At 63.8% G+C, this 17,645-nt stretch carries 15 protein-coding genes; 10 read left to right on the top strand and 5 right to left on the bottom strand.

Going from position 1 to position 17,645, the window contains the following annotated elements; translation table 11 throughout:
- The first annotated feature begins 32 nt into the window (after positions 1 to 32).
- From AWB68_RS10920 to AWB68_RS10905, 4 genes are all read left to right on the top strand, one after another.
- Positions 33 to 434: a DUF302 domain-containing protein gene (locus AWB68_RS10920; RefSeq protein ID WP_087644357.1), complete on the top strand. Its 402-nt coding sequence runs from the start codon at positions 33 to 35 to the stop codon at positions 432 to 434.
- Positions 435 to 581: 147 nt separating this feature from the next.
- Positions 582 to 1,655 carry a fatty acid desaturase family protein gene (locus tag AWB68_RS10915; RefSeq protein WP_235028278.1) on the top strand — a complete coding sequence of 358 codons (1,074 nt, stop codon included), beginning with the start codon at positions 582 to 584 and terminating at the stop codon, positions 1,653 to 1,655.
- Between the two features lie 37 nt (positions 1,656 to 1,692).
- Positions 1,693 to 2,001, top strand: coding sequence for a non-heme iron oxygenase ferredoxin subunit (locus AWB68_RS10910; protein ID WP_087644355.1), 309 nt, complete (start codon positions 1,693 to 1,695; stop codon positions 1,999 to 2,001).
- Between the two features lie 121 nt (positions 2,002 to 2,122).
- On the top strand, positions 2,123 to 3,019 hold the full coding sequence (locus AWB68_RS10905; RefSeq protein WP_087644354.1) for a LysR family transcriptional regulator: 897 nt from the start codon (positions 2,123 to 2,125) through the stop codon (positions 3,017 to 3,019).
- 104 nt (positions 3,020 to 3,123) lie between these two features.
- Here AWB68_RS10905 and AWB68_RS10900 read toward each other — a convergent pair whose 3' ends face one another.
- Complete coding sequence (locus AWB68_RS10900; RefSeq protein ID WP_087644353.1) at positions 3,124 to 3,957, bottom strand: NAD-dependent epimerase/dehydratase family protein; 834 nt, start codon at positions 3,955 to 3,957, stop codon at positions 3,124 to 3,126.
- A gap of 181 nt (positions 3,958 to 4,138) precedes the next feature.
- On the opposite strand from AWB68_RS10900, the gene AWB68_RS10895 reads away from it, so the two are divergent.
- Complete coding sequence (locus AWB68_RS10895) at positions 4,139 to 5,131, top strand: LacI family DNA-binding transcriptional regulator (RefSeq protein ID WP_087644352.1); 993 nt, start codon at positions 4,139 to 4,141, stop codon at positions 5,129 to 5,131.
- Between the two features lie 46 nt (positions 5,132 to 5,177).
- On the opposite strand, the gene AWB68_RS10890 is transcribed toward AWB68_RS10895, so the two are convergent.
- Positions 5,178 to 6,467, bottom strand: coding sequence for an MFS transporter (locus tag AWB68_RS10890; protein ID WP_087644351.1), 1,290 nt, complete (start codon positions 6,465 to 6,467; stop codon positions 5,178 to 5,180).
- Positions 6,468 to 7,127: 660 nt separating this feature from the next.
- Between AWB68_RS10890 and AWB68_RS10885 the strand changes: the two genes are divergently transcribed.
- Positions 7,128 to 8,282 (top strand): hypothetical protein, encoded by a 1,155-nt coding sequence (locus tag AWB68_RS10885; protein WP_087644350.1) that lies wholly within the window; start codon positions 7,128 to 7,130, stop codon positions 8,280 to 8,282.
- Positions 8,283 to 8,326: 44 nt separating this feature from the next.
- Here the strand turns inward: AWB68_RS10885 and AWB68_RS10880 are convergent, their stop codons facing one another.
- Together AWB68_RS10880 and AWB68_RS10875 are read right to left on the bottom strand one after the other, a co-directional pair.
- Positions 8,327 to 9,034: a FadR/GntR family transcriptional regulator gene (locus tag AWB68_RS10880; RefSeq protein ID WP_087644349.1), complete on the bottom strand. Its 708-nt coding sequence runs from the start codon at positions 9,032 to 9,034 to the stop codon at positions 8,327 to 8,329.
- A 251-nt stretch (positions 9,035 to 9,285) separates the two neighbouring features.
- Positions 9,286 to 10,869, bottom strand: a complete 1,584-nt coding sequence (locus AWB68_RS10875; RefSeq protein ID WP_087644348.1) for an aldehyde dehydrogenase (NADP(+)) — start codon at positions 10,867 to 10,869, stop codon at positions 9,286 to 9,288.
- Between the two features lie 448 nt (positions 10,870 to 11,317).
- Between AWB68_RS10875 and AWB68_RS10870 the strand changes: the two genes are divergently transcribed.
- Together AWB68_RS10870 and gudD are read left to right on the top strand one after the other, a co-directional pair.
- On the top strand, positions 11,318 to 12,421 hold the full coding sequence (locus tag AWB68_RS10870; protein WP_087644347.1) for a lactonase family protein: 1,104 nt from the start codon (positions 11,318 to 11,320) through the stop codon (positions 12,419 to 12,421).
- 68 nt (positions 12,422 to 12,489) lie between these two features.
- Positions 12,490 to 13,839, top strand: coding sequence for a glucarate dehydratase (gene gudD / locus AWB68_RS10865; RefSeq protein ID WP_087644346.1), 1,350 nt, complete (start codon positions 12,490 to 12,492; stop codon positions 13,837 to 13,839).
- A 46-nt stretch (positions 13,840 to 13,885) separates the two neighbouring features.
- Here the strand turns inward: gudD and AWB68_RS10860 are convergent, their stop codons facing one another.
- Entirely contained in the window at positions 13,886 to 14,575 is a 690-nt protein-coding gene (locus AWB68_RS10860; RefSeq protein ID WP_087644345.1) for an HD domain-containing protein, read from the bottom strand.
- Between the two features lie 217 nt (positions 14,576 to 14,792).
- Between AWB68_RS10860 and AWB68_RS10855 the strand changes: the two genes are divergently transcribed.
- Both AWB68_RS10855 and AWB68_RS10850 read left to right on the top strand, forming a co-directional pair.
- Positions 14,793 to 15,752, top strand: coding sequence for a GlxA family transcriptional regulator (locus AWB68_RS10855; protein ID WP_087644344.1), 960 nt, complete (start codon positions 14,793 to 14,795; stop codon positions 15,750 to 15,752).
- Positions 15,753 to 16,141: 389 nt separating this feature from the next.
- Positions 16,142 to 17,617, top strand: a complete 1,476-nt coding sequence (locus AWB68_RS10850; RefSeq protein WP_087644417.1) for a carbohydrate porin — start codon at positions 16,142 to 16,144, stop codon at positions 17,615 to 17,617.
- Positions 17,618 to 17,645 lie beyond the last annotated feature (28 nt).

Raw genomic sequence — 17,645 nt, 5'->3', positions numbered from 1 at the left:
GGCCTTCGTCGTCGCGATCTTCGGAGAAATCCATGTCCCCTCATTCCGCTGAAAACGGCATTGTCACCGTTCCCACGCATCACACGGTCGAGCGAGCCACCGACAAGCTCGCAAAGCTGATCGAAGCAAAGCAAATCGTCCTGTTCGCACGCATCGATTTTGCGGCGGATGCAGAGCGCGCGGGGCTTGCGATGCAACCGGCGCAATTGCTCGTGTTCGGGAATCCCCGAGCCGGGACGCCGCTGATGCAAGCCGCGCCGACGGTGGCATTGGACCTTCCGCTCAAGGTGCTCGTTTGGCAGGATGCGGACGGCCGCGTCTGGCTCTCGTACAACGCGACGAGTTATCTGCAAGCGCGGCACGGCGCGCCTGAAGCGCTGATGAAAGCGATCGATGGCGTCGGCGCGCTCGTGCAGGCGGCCACGGCCGACTGAGCCAGTCCCGCCACGAGCGAGAAAGATTGCCGAAAAATCGTCAATCTTCTCGTTGAGTCGGGTTCGAACAGCGCTTATGTTTCATCCATGGCTCCGCGCAACTCAACGAGAGCCTGCTATCAGATCAAGGAGACGCAGGTGTCGGATATGAAGGATCACTCGTCTGAGCGCTCCGCATCGGCGCGGCATCGGGACTATCGGCTTGTCGGCGGGGCAGGGGAACGGGCGCAGGCTGCGGGTCTCGTCAACGCCGAATGGTACAAGTGCCCGGTGCCGCGCCCCGTGATGAAGCAGTTGATGCAGCGAAACGACGCGCGCGCGATCCGCGATACGGCGATCTGGTACGCCGCGATCATCGCCAGCGGCGTGCTGGCCGGCTTCGCCTGGCACGCCCATTCGCTCTGGGCGGTTCCCGCGTTCTTTCTCTACGGCACGCTCTACTGCAGCCCGGCGGATTCGCGCTGGCACGAAGCCGGCCACGGCACCGCTTTCAAGACGCGCTGGATGAACGACGTGCTCTATCAGGCCGCTTCGTTTCAGGTGTTCCGTCGTGCGACGGTCTGGCGCTGGAGTCACGCGCGTCATCATACGGATACCCTGGTCGTCGGACGCGATCCGGAAATCGCCGCGCCGCGCCCAACCGACTGGTTCGCGCTCGCGCTGAACATCTTCGCGCTGAAGCACGTATCGAGCGAACTGCCGAAGATGGTCGCTGCCGCATGCGGGCGGATCGGTGCGGAAGCCCAAACGTTCGTGCCGGCTTCCGAATGGCCGAAGGTATTCCGCGAGGCACGGATAAGTCTTGCGATCCATGCGATCGCGATCGGCGCGAGCCTCTACTTCCGCACGATCCTGCCGCTTCTCTACATCGGGCTTCCGAGCCTGTACGGGGCGTGGCTCTATCTGTACTTCGGCCTCACGCAGCATGCGGGCATGCCCGAGAACGTGCTCGACCATCGCAAGAACTGCCGCACCGTGAAGATGAATCCGATATTCCGCTTCCTCTACTGGAACATGAACTACCACGTCGAGCACCACATGTTCCCGATGGTTCCATTCCACGCGCTGCCGCAGTTGCACGAGACAGTGAAGGCCGATATGCCGCCGCCGTATAGCAGCAGCGTTGCCGCTTACGTCGAGATCATTCCGGCACTCGTGCGCCAGACGCATGATCCATCTTTCCACGTCGTGCGCCCGGTTCCGGCCGCAAGCCAGGTCTGAACGACCGACCCAAAAACATAAAACGGAGACACCCGCCATGCCACAATGGATCGACACCGCCGCGCTCGACGACATCGAAGACGAAGACGTCATGCGCTTCGATCACGCCGGCCACATCTACGCGATTTACCGCGTCGACGATCAGGTCTATGCCAGCGACGGACTGTGCACGCACGAACAGGCTCCCTTGAGCGACGGATTCGTGATGGGCCACGTGATCGAATGCCCGAAGCACAACGGCCGTTTTGATATCCGCGATGGCCGCGCGCTCTGCGCTCCCGTGTGCGAAAAGCTTGGGACGTACCCCGCGAAAGTCGAAGCCGGCCGCATCCTGATCGAGGTGTGACGCAATCCTTGAATTCGCACGACGCTCGTGCTCTCATGAACCGGATCGGCGTTCGGCCGACGCTTACAGTGCGTCTAAAAGCCCAAAGCCCCCCGGTTCGTGACCTCTGCATTCAGGAACAATGCGCATCCCACCACTCAAAGCCATCGTCGCGTTCGAGAGTGTCGCCCGCACGAAAAGCGTCAATCGGGCGGCCGATGAACTGGGGTTGACGCCGTCCGCGGTCAGTCATCAGATTGCCAACCTCGAAACCATGGTCGGAAGGCCGTTATTCACGCGGCTGGGACGCGGCCTGGTGCTGACGCCCACGGGTCAGCAGTATCTGGCCGATGTCACTGGATCGCTCGCCGACCTGAGCCGCGCGACGGAACGCGCGTCGAGCCAGACGGGCGTCGAGATTCTTCGCATTCACTCGAGTCCGAGCTTTGGGCTGATGTGGCTCCTGCCCCGGTTGGCTTCGTTTCACGAAGCCAACGACGACATCCAGTTGAACCTGGCCTGTTCATACGAGGATGTTTCGTTCACCTCCGGCTATTACGACCTCGATATACGCCATGGCTATGCGCATTGGGTCGATGGCACCGTCAAGACATTGCGCCACGAATTCATCGCGCCGCTCGCGTCGGAGGACTATCTCAGGCGATTTCCCGTGGGCAAGCCGGAAGACCTGCTCGACCGGCGCCTGATCTTCTCGGAAACGCCGCTCGTGCAATGGCGGCAATGGTTCGGCAAGTTCGGCGTCGCACTTTCGCGCAAGGCGTTCGATTTTTCTTTTGATCGCTCGTACATGTCGCTGGAGGCGGCGGCGTTGGGACACGGCATCGCGCTCGAAAGCACGATGCTCGCATCAGTCCATCTTGGACGAGGTTCGCTCGTGCCGGTGTTCGATCGCACGTTCGCGATTGAAGTGGGAGCGCACCACATGGTGTATCCGTCGCAGAACGCCGATCTGACGCGCGTCGCAAAATTTCTGACGTGGGTGGATCGCGAGATCAGCCGCGACGCGACTGAGCGGTAGCGGCCACGTCAACCTTGCGACCGACGTGGCATCAAGAACCGGCTAAGCCGAACGAGGCACGCGCCCGATGGACGCACGCCGCGCCGGCTCCGGCACCGCACAACTCATCGATTGCGTTCCATCGGTTCGCCGAGCACGAAGGGGCCGCCCTGGAAGCGTTGCGCGGGATCGTCGCGCGTGGCGCTCGGTGCGGCCACCGGGAAGCGTTCCGTGAACTGCACCGAGCTGTCGCGCGGATTGAAGCCGATGAAGCCGGCTTTCGTGTTGTCCCACCACTTGACCGGGTTGTCCGACGCACCGTAGACGATCGCGTGGCCGACGACGTTCGTGAAAAGCGAACAGCGCACCAGTTCGATGAAGTCGCGGAAGCTCAGAAACGTGACGAGCATGCGCGGATTCTTCGGCTCCTCGAACGACGAACCGATCCGCAAGCACACCGTCTCGATGCCGAAGCGGTCGAAGTAATAGCGCGAGAGCGACTCGCCGAAGCACTTCGTCACGCCGTACAGGCTGTCCGGGCGCAGCGGCGCGTCCGCGTCGAGCACTTCGGTGACCGGATGAAAGCCGATCGCGTGATTCGAACTCGCGAACACGACGCGCTTCACGCCATGCCTGCGGGCCGCTTCGTACAGGTTGTAGGTGCCGAGGATATTCGCGTCGAGCAGGTCGTCGAACGGCGCGTCGACCGAAATGCCGCCGAGATGCACGATCGCATCGACGCCTTCGACGAGGTGCATCACCGCTTGCCGGTCCGCCAGATCGACGGCGTTCGTTTCCTCGTGCGGCGCCGCATCGTCGAGCACCGCGATATCGCTGACGCGCACGAAGTCGGCCCAATCGGCGAGCGCGGGGCGCAACTGGCGACCCAGGTTGCCGGCGGCGCCCGTCAGCAGCAGGCGGCGGAACGGTTTGCGCGACGCCGCAGATGGCTGGCTCATAAAATCTCCTCAGAAAGATGAAAATCAGGAAAACGTTTTCCACACTATAACGGGACGCGTGTCGCAGGGTCAATTGTCAGACTGGGTATGGACCGCGGGTGGCCCCATCCGAAACCGCCCATCCAGCGACTGGCGTTTTCTGAGACAATCCGTTAACGGACAGAAAAACGTTACCTTCCAAATGAAAAAAAATTCCCCGACGATTCGCGACGTTGCCGCCGCAGCCGGTGTATCGGTCGCCACGGTGTCCAAGTACATGAACGGCGCGCAGCGTTTCTCGGCGCCGGTCGAAGCGAAGCTGAAAGCGGCGATCGAAGAACTCGGCTATCGCTCGAACCCGCTTGCGCGGTCGATGATCACCGGCCGCACGCGCACCATCGGGCTGACCGTGCTCGACATCAGCAATCCGCACTTCACGAACGTCGTGAAGGGCGCCAACCGTGTCGCGCTGCGGCACGACTACACGCTGCTGCTCGTCGACACCGATGAAAACCAGGCCCGCGAGCGCCCGCTGATCGAAGCGCTCGCGCAACGCGTCGACGGCCTGATCGTCAGTTCACGGATGTCCGACGACGAGTCGCACTGGATGCTCGATCTCGGCAAGCCGCTCGTGCTGATGCGACGCAGCGAGCACTTGCCGATCCCCAGCGTCGGCATCGACAACCGGCTCGCGACCTACATGCTCGCGCGCCACCTGCTGAACCTCGGACATCGTCAGATCGCCTATCTCGGTTTTGGGCAGGCGCGCATCAACGACGAGCGGATTCGCGGCGCACGCGAGTGCCTGGAGGAAGCCGGGCTCACGCTCGACGTGTACGACGCGCATGCGCCGACCGCTCATGCCGGCGAGCACGCGTGCTCGCGCGTGATGCTCGGCCCGCGCCGGCCGCAAGCGGTGATGTGCTACAACGACCTGATCGCGCTCGGCTTCATGAAGGAGGCGGCGTCGCTCGGCCTCAAGCTGCCGCAGGACGTGTCGGTGACCGGCGTCGACAATGTCCCGTTCGGCGAGTACGCGTCGCCCGCGCTGACCACGGTTGACATCCAGAGCGAGAAGATGGGCGAGCTTGCGATGCAAAAGCTCATCGACGCGCTCGCGGGTCATGCGGATATCGGGCATACGATGTTCGACCCGCGCCTCATGGTCCGTGAATCGACCGCCGCCTGCCGTTGAAGCGGGCGCTGCGCTCGCCGTCGGGCTCGCGCAACGCCGCGCCTTGTTACGCGTCCAGCTTCGCGGGCGTCATGCGCGGCGTCAGCACGTGCATGATCGCGAATGCGAGCAGGTAGGCGAGGGCGCCGATGGCGAACAGCACCCAGTAGTGCCCGGTACGTTGCAGCACCTGGCCGATTACTTCGGAGAACAGGACGCCGCCGATCGAGCCGGCCATCCCGCCGATGCCGACCACCGCACCCAGCGCGCGCTTCGGAAACAGGTCGGACGCGGTGGTGAAGAGATTCGCGGACCAGCCCTGGTGCGCTGCGGCCGCAAGCCCGACGATCGCCACCGCGACCCACAGGTTGTCGGCGTACGAAACGAACGCAATCGGCAACACCAGGCATGCGCAGATGAACATCGCGGTCTTGCGCGCGGCGTTCACGCTCCAGCCGGCTCGCAGCAGCGCTGACGAGAGCCAGCCGCCGCCGATGCTGCCGACCGTCGTCATCGCATAGATGCAGACGAGCGGCAGGCCGATGTGCTGCATGTCCATGCCGCGCGACTCGTTGAGCCACTTCGGCAGCCAGAACAGATAGAACCACCAGACCGGATCGGTCAGGAACTTGCCGATCAGGAACGCCCACGTCTGGCGCTTTCTGATCAGCACACCCCAACCCGGCGCGCGTGCATTCACGTTGGCGGCGTCGAGCGCTTCGACTTCGTCCTGTGCTTCGCCGAGGTCGTCGTCGAGGGAACGCGGATCGCGGGAGCGGTAGATCGCGAACCACACGGCCAGCCAGACAATCCCGATCGCGCCGATGATCACGAATGCCGCGCGCCAGCCGAACGCCAGCGCGATCGGCGGAATGATCGCAGGCGCGAACACCGCGCCGATGTTGGCGCCGGAGTTGAAGATGCCGGTCGCGAGCGCACGCTCGCGGCGCGGGAACCATTCGGCGGTGGTCTTGATCGCGGCGGGGAAGTTGCCGCCTTCGCCGATGCCGAGCAGCGCGCGGACGACCGCGAAGCCGGCCACCGAGCCGACCATCGCGTGCAGCATTGCGGCGACGCTCCAGATCAGCATCGCGAGCGCGTACGACACGCGCGTGCCGAGCCAGTCGACGATGCGGCCGAAGCCCAGGAGACCGATGGCGTAGAACGCCGAGAATGCAATCACGATGCGGCCGTACTGCACCTGCGACCAGCCGATGTCGTGCTGGAGCACGGGCGCGAGCAGACCGAGGATCTGCCGGTCCATGTAGTTGATCACGGTCGCGAAGAAAAGCAGCGCGCAGACCGTCCAGCGGTAGCGGCTGGCGGCGCGCACGACGCCGACGACTGCAGATTGCATGAATGTTCTCCGATGTGCGGCGTCGCTCGTCGCGCCGCGCTTTCTGGTCGTGGATGGCGACGAGCGCCGGGGGCTGTGACACGGTCGCGTGGCAAAGGCTTGCTGTACGATGCGTCGGCCTGAAGGGAAAACGTTTTTCTATGGAGGGGAGTTTGCCGCAAGTTCGCTAGCGCGGGGAATTAGGGAAATCCACGGTGGGCATGGTGTGTGGGGTGGATGACACGGACTTGACTTCGCCGAGTTAATCGTTTTCCTTCGAAGTGCGGGCGGGAAGTTTTTCCGCGATCTGCGCCAGTGAAGGCGGGCGCTGGAGAGCATTCGGCCTGATGTCGGGCATCGGCGTGCCGACTCGCCATGCCGTGGCTTTCTGTTTTGATGCCTTCGTTGTTCTGTCTTTATTTGCCGGATGCCTGTCTTGCGGAAGGGAAACGCAACGCCTAGATTGGATTCACGCATCGATCGGGGCAGTTCGATAGACGGGCCATGTCTTCACGCCGTTTCGTCGCATGACAGCGGCGTTCGTCGAAAGGCACATCGCCCGCGCCCGGTCTGCACTTGCGCCTGGCCGTCAATACCGTCGCGCCGTTCTTGCCGGGGAACGACGGCGACGATCATGGCGTGCGGTAGCCGTCGAGAAGCCGGTTCTGTTCGGAGGACGTGATGCTCGGTTCCGCCACATTCGATCTCGTGCTCGGGATGGTGTTTCTGTTTCTCTTGCTCAGCCTCGTCGTCTCGGCGATTCGCGAGGCGATCGAGGCGCGCCTGAAGACGCGCTCGGCGTTCCTCGCGCACGCGATCCAGGAGATGCTGACCGACACCCACGCAAAGAGCCTTTACGAGCATCCGCTCATCAAGGCGCTTTACGACGGCGGGAAGTACGAAGCGGACGCGGCGGGTTTTACGGGGAACAACGGGTTCAAGTGGATTTGGAACGTCGTTAAAAGTCTTCGCGTCCACACGAACCTGCCTTCCTATATTCCGGCGCGCACTTTCGCGTTGGCACTACTCGACCTCGCCGCAGCGGGGAAATTGCCCGGAGCGCAAGCACCGGGTCCGAATCCGGCGCTGCAGAATCCGCCGTCGGCTACGCTTGTCGCGCGCGTTCGCCAGGCGCTCAGCGGACGCACCGACGACCTGGCCACCGGCATCCTGGCGGCGTTGAGCGCTGCCGCGGACAACGATGAAAAGGCCATCGACGCCATCCAGAAGTGGTACGACGCCGCAATGGATCGCGTGTCGGGCTGGTACAAGCGCGAGACCCAGCACATCCTCTTCTGGTTGGGACTGGCGCTCGCGGTGGGAATGAACGTCGATACGATCTATCTGGCGAAGTTTCTGGCCGCCGACACCGGGGCGCGCCAGCATCTCGCGCAGACGGTGGAGGAGGCTTATAACGCAGGCAAAATCCCGCAACCCGTGTTGACCCGCCAGCCCGGTACGGCCGCATCCGACGCCGCGCCCGCGCAAGCTTCGGACAGCGCGGCAGCCGCCAGCGGTGCAACAGCGGCGTCGGGCCTGAACGACACGGAAGCCGCCATAAGAGCCACCGACTTGCGCGTGTCCGAAGCCATCCACCGCGTGATCGACCTGAACTTGCCGATCGGCTGGACACCGCTCAGAAGAGACGAGTTCTTCGACAGACACAATATCCCGAACTCGCTCAGCACGATTCTCGGTTGGCTGGTGACCGCATTCGGGCTGTCGTTTGGCGCGCCGTTCTGGTTCGACCTGCTCAACAAGATCATGGTGATCCGCTCGACGGTGAAGCCGCACGAGAAGAGTCCCGAAGAAGCTTCGCAGGACCACCAGAAGTGAGGGTGCCGTTCAACGCATAGGCCTCTGACCGGGTCAGGTCGGGCCTAGCTTGCCGTCGACTCGTGCGCCCGCCGAAGCCGCTCGCGACTGTTGCTCAGATGCATGCGCATGGCGGCGCGCGCGTCGTCGGCGTCCTGGCGCACGATGGCCTGATAGATCATCTGATGCTCGCTGAGCACGTTGCGCAGGCGTTCGATCTGGTCGAGCTCGGCAAGTTCGGCCTTGCCGAGCCGCGTGCGTGGACTCACGCCGCGGCCCATCTGGCTGAGCACGTCGAAGAAGTAACGGTTGCCGCTTGCACGCGCAATCTGCAAGTGAAATTCGACATCGTGCGCCACGACATTGGTGCTTCCATGGGCGAGCTCGGCTTCGAAACGAGCGAGCGCCGCCGCAATCTGCTTCAGGTGTTGGTCGGTGCGCCGGACTGCGGCGAGTGCCGCCGCCGCTGCTTCGAGGTCGATGCGAAACTCGATGATCGCCATGACGTCGATCATGCTGGAAAGGTCCGCGTCCGGCAGGCGCACGGCGTCTTCCTTGTCCTGCTGCGGCAGGATGAAGGTGCCGATGCCGTGGCGCGTTTCGACGACATGGGCCGCCTGCAAGCGCGAGATCGCCTCGCGCACGACGGAACGGCTCACCGACAGTTGCTTCATCAAGGCGACTTCCGTCGGGATCCGGTCGCCCGGCCGGAGCATTCCGCGTTCGATGTCCTCGGAAAGCGTGGCGACCACTTTGTCGGTAAGGCTGCTCATTTTTGCTTGGGTGTTTTCGGCGTTGGGTCGTGTCGTTTCGTAGGCGGCGTCGAGCCTGCGGGACGCCGGCTCACTGACCTTGTTCGGTTGTCCGACAACTACGATGGTAACTGCTCCATCCGTCGAGTCAAGCAGCGTCTGACGACTGCGTGACGTGGCTTCTCGCGCATCGCGGGAAACGTCGCGGCCTCAAACGAGAAAGCGGCCTTGCGGCCGCTTTCTCTTCCCTGCTTCAAACCTTCAACTTACGCTCAGGCCTTCACGATCTGCCCATCGCGACGACGCCACAGTTCGAGCGGGTTGGCATCGGACAATGCTTCCGGCAACAACTCGGCGGGGAAATCCTGATAACAGACCGGGCGCAGGAAACGCTCGATCGACGTCGTTCCGACCGACGTGACGCGGCTGTCGGACGTCGCGGGGAACGGCCCGCCATGCACCATCGCATGTGATACCTCGACGCCGGTCGGGAAGCCATTGACCAGAATCCGGCCAGCCTTGCGCTCGAGAATCGGCACGAGCTTCTTCGCGGTCGGGACGTCGTCGCGATCCATCTGGATCGTCGCCGTGAGTTGCCCGACGAAGTGCTCGGCGACCGCCGCCAGTTCCTTTTCATCCTTGCAACGCACGATGGTCGATGCCGGGCCGAAAACCTCGTCTTCGAGTTCCGTCTGCGTCAGGAAGGTCTGCGCGTCGGTGACGAAGAGCGCGGCGCAGGCCTGCGTCGGGCCGCTGGCGGCCTGACCGTGCGCAATCTCGCTGACGCCTTCGGTGCTCGCCAGTCGCGCCTCGCCCTGCTGATACGCCGCGTGGATGCCCGACGTGAGCATCGTCTGCGCAGGCTTTGCGCTCAACGCTGCCGACGCCGCATCGATGAACTTCGTCAACTCTGGCCCGTCGACGCCGATCGCGAGACCGGGATTGGTGCAGAACTGGCCGGCGCCGAGCACGAGCGAATCGACGAAACCCTGGGCGATGGCGGCACCGCGCGCAGCCACTGCCGACGGCAACAGGAAGACCGGGTTGATGCTGCTCATTTCGGCGTAGACGGGGATCGGCTCGGGGCGGCGAGCTGCGACCTGCATCAGCGACGTGCCGCCGGCCCGCGAACCGGTGAAGCCGACTGCCTTGATGGCCGGGTGCGCGACGAGCGCCTCGCCGACGGTCCGGCCCGCGCCGACGATCATCGAGAACACGCCTTCGGGCAGGTTCAGGTCTTTCGCGGCCTGCTGGATCACGCGGCCGACCATCTCGGAGGTCCCGAGGTGCGCGCTGTGCGCTTTCACGACCACGGGGCAACCCGCCGCGAACGCCGCCGCGGTATCGCCGCCCGCCACGGAAAACGCGAGCGGGAAATTGCTGGCGCCGAACACCGCCACCGGCCCGATGGCGATTTTCTGCATCCGCAGGTCCGAGCGCGGCAGGGGCTTGCGTTCCGGCAGCGGCGAATCGAGCGTCGCCGCGAGCCACTGGCCCGCGCGGACGACTTCGGCGAAGAGCTTGAGCTGGCCGGTCGTGCGGCCGCGTTCGCCTTCGAGGCGCGCCTTGGGCAGTCCGGACTCTTCCTGCGCGCGTTGAATCAGCGCGTCGCCCAAGTTGGTGATGCCGGCGGCGATGCGTTCCAGGAATTCGGCGCGGACAGTCAGCGGCAGGTTGCGGAATTCGTCGAATGCGTGGCGTGCCAGTTCGCAGGCCGCCGCGACGTTTTCAGCCGTGCCGCTGCCGAATACCGGAGCAGCAATGTCTTCGCCGAGGGAGGGATTGAACGCCCGCAGGGGTTTTTCGCTGCCGCGCACGGCCGAGCGGCCGATGAGCATTTCGCCGGTAATTTGCATCTCGTCTCCAGAATGGGTCATCCATAACAATATCAGTCATCGTATAACATGGGTTGACGGTTGCACAAGAGGTAATGACCCGATGCGGGTTTTTTGCATGGATTGAGGTAAAAACCGGCAGAATTTTTGATCAGACATCATATAACTACTAACCTGTATCTCGTAGACACGGGCGACCGTTCCCGAATGCCCGACCGTCTAGTCATCTGATGTCCTGATCTGAGTGGTCGAATCCGCCCAAGAGACGTCACAATTCCGTCTTAGGCCGATCAGACAAGGCTTTGCTAAAGGGAAGGGTAAACACCTTATTGGATTCTGACGCACACAAAAGTAGACTGTCGTCAGACAACATAACACATGCGCAGCAGGAGAAACGCTGCGCCGGGCGCGACCTCGATGGCGCAAACTACCCACCGCAAAGCTCACCGACCACCACGGAGCATTCATCATGATTCAAGCGCTGCCCGATTCCTGCGCCGTATTCGTATCGAACGCGCTCGACGGCGACATCTCCGTCTTTCATCTGGACACCGAGAGCGGACGGATCGAAGCGACTTCGCGGCACGCTGCCGCCGAGGCTGTCATGCCGCTGGCGTTGTCGGCGGACAAGCGGTCTCTTTACGCCGCAACCCGGGGCGCCCAGCCGGGCATCGTCGCGTATTCGGTGGATGCGGAAGCCGGCAGCCTTTCGCGCCGCGGCGCCGCACCGATTGCATCGAGTCTCGCGTACTTGTCGGCGGACCCGTCCGGCCGTTATTTGCTCGGCGCGTCATACGGCGAACATCGCCTGAGCCTCTATGACGCCGAACGCATCGCGAACGCCGATGGCACGCCGCTTCAAGTCGTCGATGGCATCGAGAACGCCCACGCTGTGATCGTTTCCAGCGATGGGCGGTTTGCGTACGTTTCGTCGCTCGGATCGGACCGCGTCTTCGCCTACGAATTGCGATCCGGCGCAACGGCCACAGCGGACGCAACCGGCGAGCTTGCCGCGATTAACGAGATCGAACTCGAACGCGGATTCGGGCCACGACACCTGCGCTTCTCGCCGGACGAAAAAACGCTCTATGTCGTGAGCGAGTTCCGGGCGACGATCGCCGCGATTGCAAGGGATAGCGCAACGGGCCGGCTCGGCGCACCGAAAATCTCGGCGCGCTGCCCGGCGCTCGCCCACCTCGACGACGGCCGGATTCGCGGCGCCGCTCCAGTCGACCCGAAGACGCTCGCCTCGCTCGTCTGGGCCGCCGACATCCAGATCACGCCGGATGGCCGCTTCGTCTACGTATCCGAGCGCACGTCGAGCCGCCTGATTGCCTATCGGGTTCAGGCCGACGGCTCGCTCGATTACGCGAGCTTCGTCGAAACTGAAACACAGCCTCGCGGATTCAAGATCGACCCGGCCGGCCGCTTGCTGGTCGCGTGCGGGGAAAAGTCGTCGCATGTCGCCGTGTATGCCATCGACGCCGACTCTGGCGCGCTTTCGCTGCTTTCACGTTGCGAAGGAGGGCGGGGCGCGAACTGGGTTGAAATCGTCGCCCGGTCGCGGCCGTAAGCGCCACGCACTGCATAAGCCACGCACACAGACACGAATTCCCATCCAACTTACCGGGTACCGCTCTCATGTCCACGAACTCGATTCAATCGAACGCCACGCCGACCGTCACTGAACTGCGCGTCGTTCCGGTCGCCGGCCGCGACAGCATGCTGATGAACCTGAGCGGCGCGCACGGCCCGTTCTTCACGCGCAACATCGTGATCCTGAAGGACAGCGCCGGCCACACGGGCGTCGGCGAAGTGCCGGGCGGCGAAGCGATCCGCAAGACGATCGACGATGCGCGGCCGCTCGTGGTCGGCCAGTCGATCGGCAACTTGCAGGCGATGCTCAACAAGGCGCGCACGCAATTCGCCGACCGCGACGCAGGTGGCCGCGGCTTGCAGACCTTCGACCTGCGCACGACCATCCACGCCGTCACCGCGCTGGAAGCCGCGCTGCTGGACTTGCTCGGCCAGCATCTCGGCGTGCCAGTCGCGGCGCTTCTTGGCGAAGGGCAGCAACGCGACGAAGTCGAGATGCTCGGCTACCTGTTCTACATCGGCGACCGCAACAAGACCGACCTGCCGTATGCGAGCGGCGCGGAAGGCCGCGACGACTGGGAGCGCGTGCGCACCGAGGAAGCGATGACGCCCGAGGCGGTCGTGCGCCTGGCTGAAGCGGCGCAGGCGCGCTATGGCTTCAACGACTTCAAGCTGAAGGGCGGCGTGCTTCCCGGCGACGCTGAAATCGAAGCGGTGACGGCACTCGCCGAGCGCTTCCCGAACGCGCGCGTGACGCTCGATCCGAACGGCGCGTGGTCGCTTGCGGAAGCGGTGCGTCTTTGCCGTGACAAACACGACGTGCTCGCTTACGCCGAAGATCCGTGCGGTGCCGAGAACGGTTACTCGGGTCGCGAAGTGATGGCCGAATTCCGCCGCGCGACCGGCCTGCCGACCGCGACCAACATGATCGCCACCGACTGGCGCCAGATGGGTCACGCGATCCAGTTGCAATCGGTCGACATCCCCCTCGCCGACCCGCACTTCTGGACGATGCAGGGCTCGGTGCGCGTCGCGCAGATGTGCAACGACTGGGGCCTGACGTGGGGCTCGCATTCGAACAATCACTTCGACATCTCGCTCGCGATGTTCACGCATGTTGCGGCGGCCGCACCCGGCAAGATCACCGCAATCGACACGCACTGGATCTGGCAGGACGGCCAGCGTCTCACGCGCGATCCGCTGCAAATCGTGGGCGGCAAGGTGAAAGTACCGGCGAAGTCAGGGCTCGGCATCGAACTCGACATGGACGAACTCGAGAAGGCGCATGCGCTGTATCAGCAACACGGACTCGGCGCACGCGACGATGGCGTCGCGATGCAGTACCTGATTCCGAACTGGAAGTTCGACAACAAGCGCCCGTGTCTCGTGCGTTGACCCGCGCGTTCGAACGCGGCGGCCGTTACGGGGCCGCCGCCTCCATTCAACCATGCGCATGCGCCGGATTGCGGCACGTCGCGAAGTCATGGTTGGTATCGTTCCATGCCGAACCAAGGATGATGCTGCAGAAGTTGAGCCGCTTGTAGTCCGGATCTTTCAACGCGAGCACGTCAGCCTTGACGTTGCCGAACGTGGTCTCCGGCTTCTTGATCGTGCCTTTCGTGAACGCATCGATGATGCCTTCCTTGAAGCGCTCGCCACGCGGATGCGCGGCCACCACGAGCTTGCGCTGGTCGTCCGTGAACTCGTCGTAGGCGAGGCCGAGCACGTCCATCTCGACGCCTGCCGTCACGAGCGCCACCACCGGCTTCTTGTATTGCGGGATACCCGGCGTCGTATGCAGGGCGATCGCATCCCACACCTGTTCGATCTCGCTTTCCCCGATCCCGTATTGCACGAGGAAATTGCGCGCCGCGTTCGCACCGTCCACTTCGAAGCGATCGTTCGCGCTGCTATAGGCGTCCGTGAGGCCCATGTCATGGAACATCGCGCCGATGTAGAGCAACTCGGCGTCGTACTTCAATTGCTTGCGTTCGCCGGCCAGCGCGCCGAACAGGAACACGCGGCGCGAGTGGTGATAAAGCAGGTGGGTTTCGGTGTCGCGCACGAGTTGCGTTGCGTCGCGCGCCATCTTGCTGTCGGGAATGCGGATGCCCGCAATGGTTTCGCTCATGATGTATCTCCGCGTGGTGCATGGAAGGGTGTCGGCGAGCCTGCAATGCATGCCCTTGCTACAATCGCCGGGCGTTTCGAGCCGATGCAGGCAGTGTGAATGCGCGTGCTGCGTCGAACAATGCCGGCGATGCGTCGATCTCTGCCAAGCGCACGGCGTCTTCTGCCAACAGGCCGCGAGCCATGCGCGACCTTCCTTCCACCTTCGAACCTCACCGATGCGAACCGTCGCCATTGCGATCTTTCCCGGCGTGCAGGCGCTCGATGTCGCGGGTCCCGTCGACGTATTCGCCGAGGCCAACGCCTTCATCGCCACGAAGGATGCATACGCGATCACGCTCGTGGCGCCAGACGCCGGCGCGGTGCGCACGTCGAACGGCACGCGGCTCTTCGCCGACCTCAGTTGCGACGACGCGCGCGAGCACTTCGACACGGCGCTCGTCGCGGGCGGCCCTCGCTTGCCGCTGGAAGCGCCCGACCCGCGCCTCATGCGCTGGCTCGCGGACGTGGCCGCTCATTGCGATCGTTACGGCTCGATTTGCACGGGCGCTTTTGCGCTGGGCCATGCGGGCCTCATCGACGAACGGCACGTCACGACGCATTGGCAGAACGCGTCGCAACTCGCGCAGCAGTTTCCGCGCGCGAAGGTGGAACTCGACCGCATCCATATCCGCGACGGACGACTCGTGACGTCGGCGGGCGTGACGGCGGGTATCGACGTGGCGCTCGCGCTCGTCGCGGAAGATCACGGCGCGCGGGTGTCGCTCGCGGTGGCGAAGCGGCTCGTCGTGTTTGCGCAGCGGCGCGGCGGGCAGTCGCAATTCAGCCCCTACCTCAGCGCCCCGGCCGACGAAACGTCGCCGGTCGCAAAAGTGCAGGCCTACGTGATGGAGCACATCGGCGAGACGCTGACCGTCGACAAGCTCGCCCAGGTGGCCGGCATGAGCGCGCGCAACTTCGCGCGCTCGTTCGTCCAGCTCGCGGACATGACGCCGCATGAGTTCGTCGAACGCGCGCGCGTCGACGCGGCGCGCAATGCGCTTGAAAGCAGCGACGCGCCGATGAAAACCGTCGCCTACGACTGCGGCTTCGGGACGGCAGATCGCATGCGGATCGTCTTCATGCGAAGGCTCGGCGTGTCGCCGAACGATTACCGCACGAGTTTCCGCAACCGCTAGCTGCGGTCCGGCTCGCCCCATACGGACGGCAAGCTAACCCGACCGCCAACGCGCGATAAGAGGCGTTTCGCTTCATCCTCCAGACGAAATCATTCACGCCACGCGACTCTTTCATCAGCCTTTCCGGCCGGATGTAAATCCCGGTTCAAATTTCCAGTTCGTTCAGGATTCCGTAATCACGTCGATACCCTCGAGTAATTCTAATGAGAATCGTTCGCATTTAGATTGACGCACGATTTCATGCCCGCTACGATCATCGCCAATGTTCTTCTGACTCATTTCTCACTGAGCCCAACGCGAAGTTCGTCCAGGACCGTGGATTTCGTTCGGCGATGTCGGTGCAAAACAAAAGGATTCCAATGAAGCCCGTTCATTTCTCTTTTCGCGGAATGCAAAGGAGTTCGAAGACGCGCGAGCCACTGACACGCAAATCACGCCGGCGCGCGCGGGTCAATGCAAGCCTTGCCTGCCTGGCGCTGGCTTCCTCGACGGCATTTGCCGCGGCAGCGAACCCGGACGCGACGCCTTCCGATGCTCCCGAGGCCGATCTGAACATCCAGGCGCAGCAGGCGGGCCAATGGACGGGCGTCTGGACGCGCTCGACGCTGCTCGGCGACATGGGCGGCTTGCGCCCGTGGCTCGGCAAATACGGTGTGACGCTGCAGGCGACCGAGACGTCCGAGTATCTGGCCAACTTGCGCGGCGGTTTGAAAACGGGCGGCACCTACGACGGCCTCACGACGATCACACTCGGTGTCGATACGCAAAAGGCGTTCAGCCTGCCCGGCGGCTCGTTCAACGTGAGCATGCTGCAGATCCACGGACGCAACCTGAGCGAACACAATCTCGGCACGCTGAACACGGCGAGCGGCATCGAGGCGGACGCTTCCACGCGTCTCTGGGAACTCTGGTATCAACAGTCGTTCCTCGACAAGCGCGTCGACGTGAAGGTCGGGCAACAGAGCATCGACCAGGAGTTCATGGTCAGCCAGTACTCCGCGACCTTCATCAACACGATGTTCGGCTGGCCGGGATTGCCGTCGTACGACATGCCGTCGGGCGGTCCCGCGTATCCGTTGTCCGCGCTCGGCGTGCGCGTGCGCGGGCAGATCACGCCGTCACTGACCGCGCTCGCGGGTGTGTTCGACGGCGATCCGCTCGGCAACAACCCCGACAACAAGAGCGGCACCAACTTCAACCTGCACAACGGCGCGCTGTGGATCGGCGAGTTGCAGTACGCGATCAACCAGCCCGCCGAGGGTGAACTCGTGGGCGCGCCATCGAACGGGCTGCCGGGCACGTACAAGCTGGGCGTCTGGTACAACAGCGGCAGCTTCGACGACCTGCACTTCGACAACACCGGCATGTCGCTCGCGAGCCCGACTTCGACCGGCATCCCGCAGTCGCATCATGGCGACTACAGCTTCTACGCGGTCGCCGACCAGATGGTCTGGCGACCCGATCCCGACGAGCCGCGCAGCATCGGCGTGTTCGCGCGCGTGATGGGCGCGCCGGGCGACCGCAACCTTGTGAGCGTGAGCGCGAACCTGGGCGTCGTCATGAAGGCGCCGTTCCCGGGGCGCGACAACGACAGCGTCGGCCTCGCGCTCGCGTACATCAAGGTGGGCAGCCACGCGCACGACCTCGACCTCGACAACCGCGCGATCACCGGTGGCACGTACGGCGTGCGCACGAGCGAAACGGCGCTCGAAGCCACCTACCAGTATCAGGTGACGCCATGGTGGGTCATCCAGGGCGACATGCAGTACACCTTCAACGCCGGCGCCGGGCAGAACCCGACCGATCCGACACAACCGCTGCGCAACACGTTCGTCATCGGCGTGCGCACCAACATCACCTTCTGAGCCGCGACCCTTTGTGCGCACGCACCGA

This window comes from Caballeronia choica (genome assembly GCF_001544535.1).
Taxonomy (GTDB): domain Bacteria; phylum Pseudomonadota; class Gammaproteobacteria; order Burkholderiales; family Burkholderiaceae; genus Caballeronia; species Caballeronia choica.
This window is presented reverse-complemented; position numbering and strand designations above follow the sequence as displayed.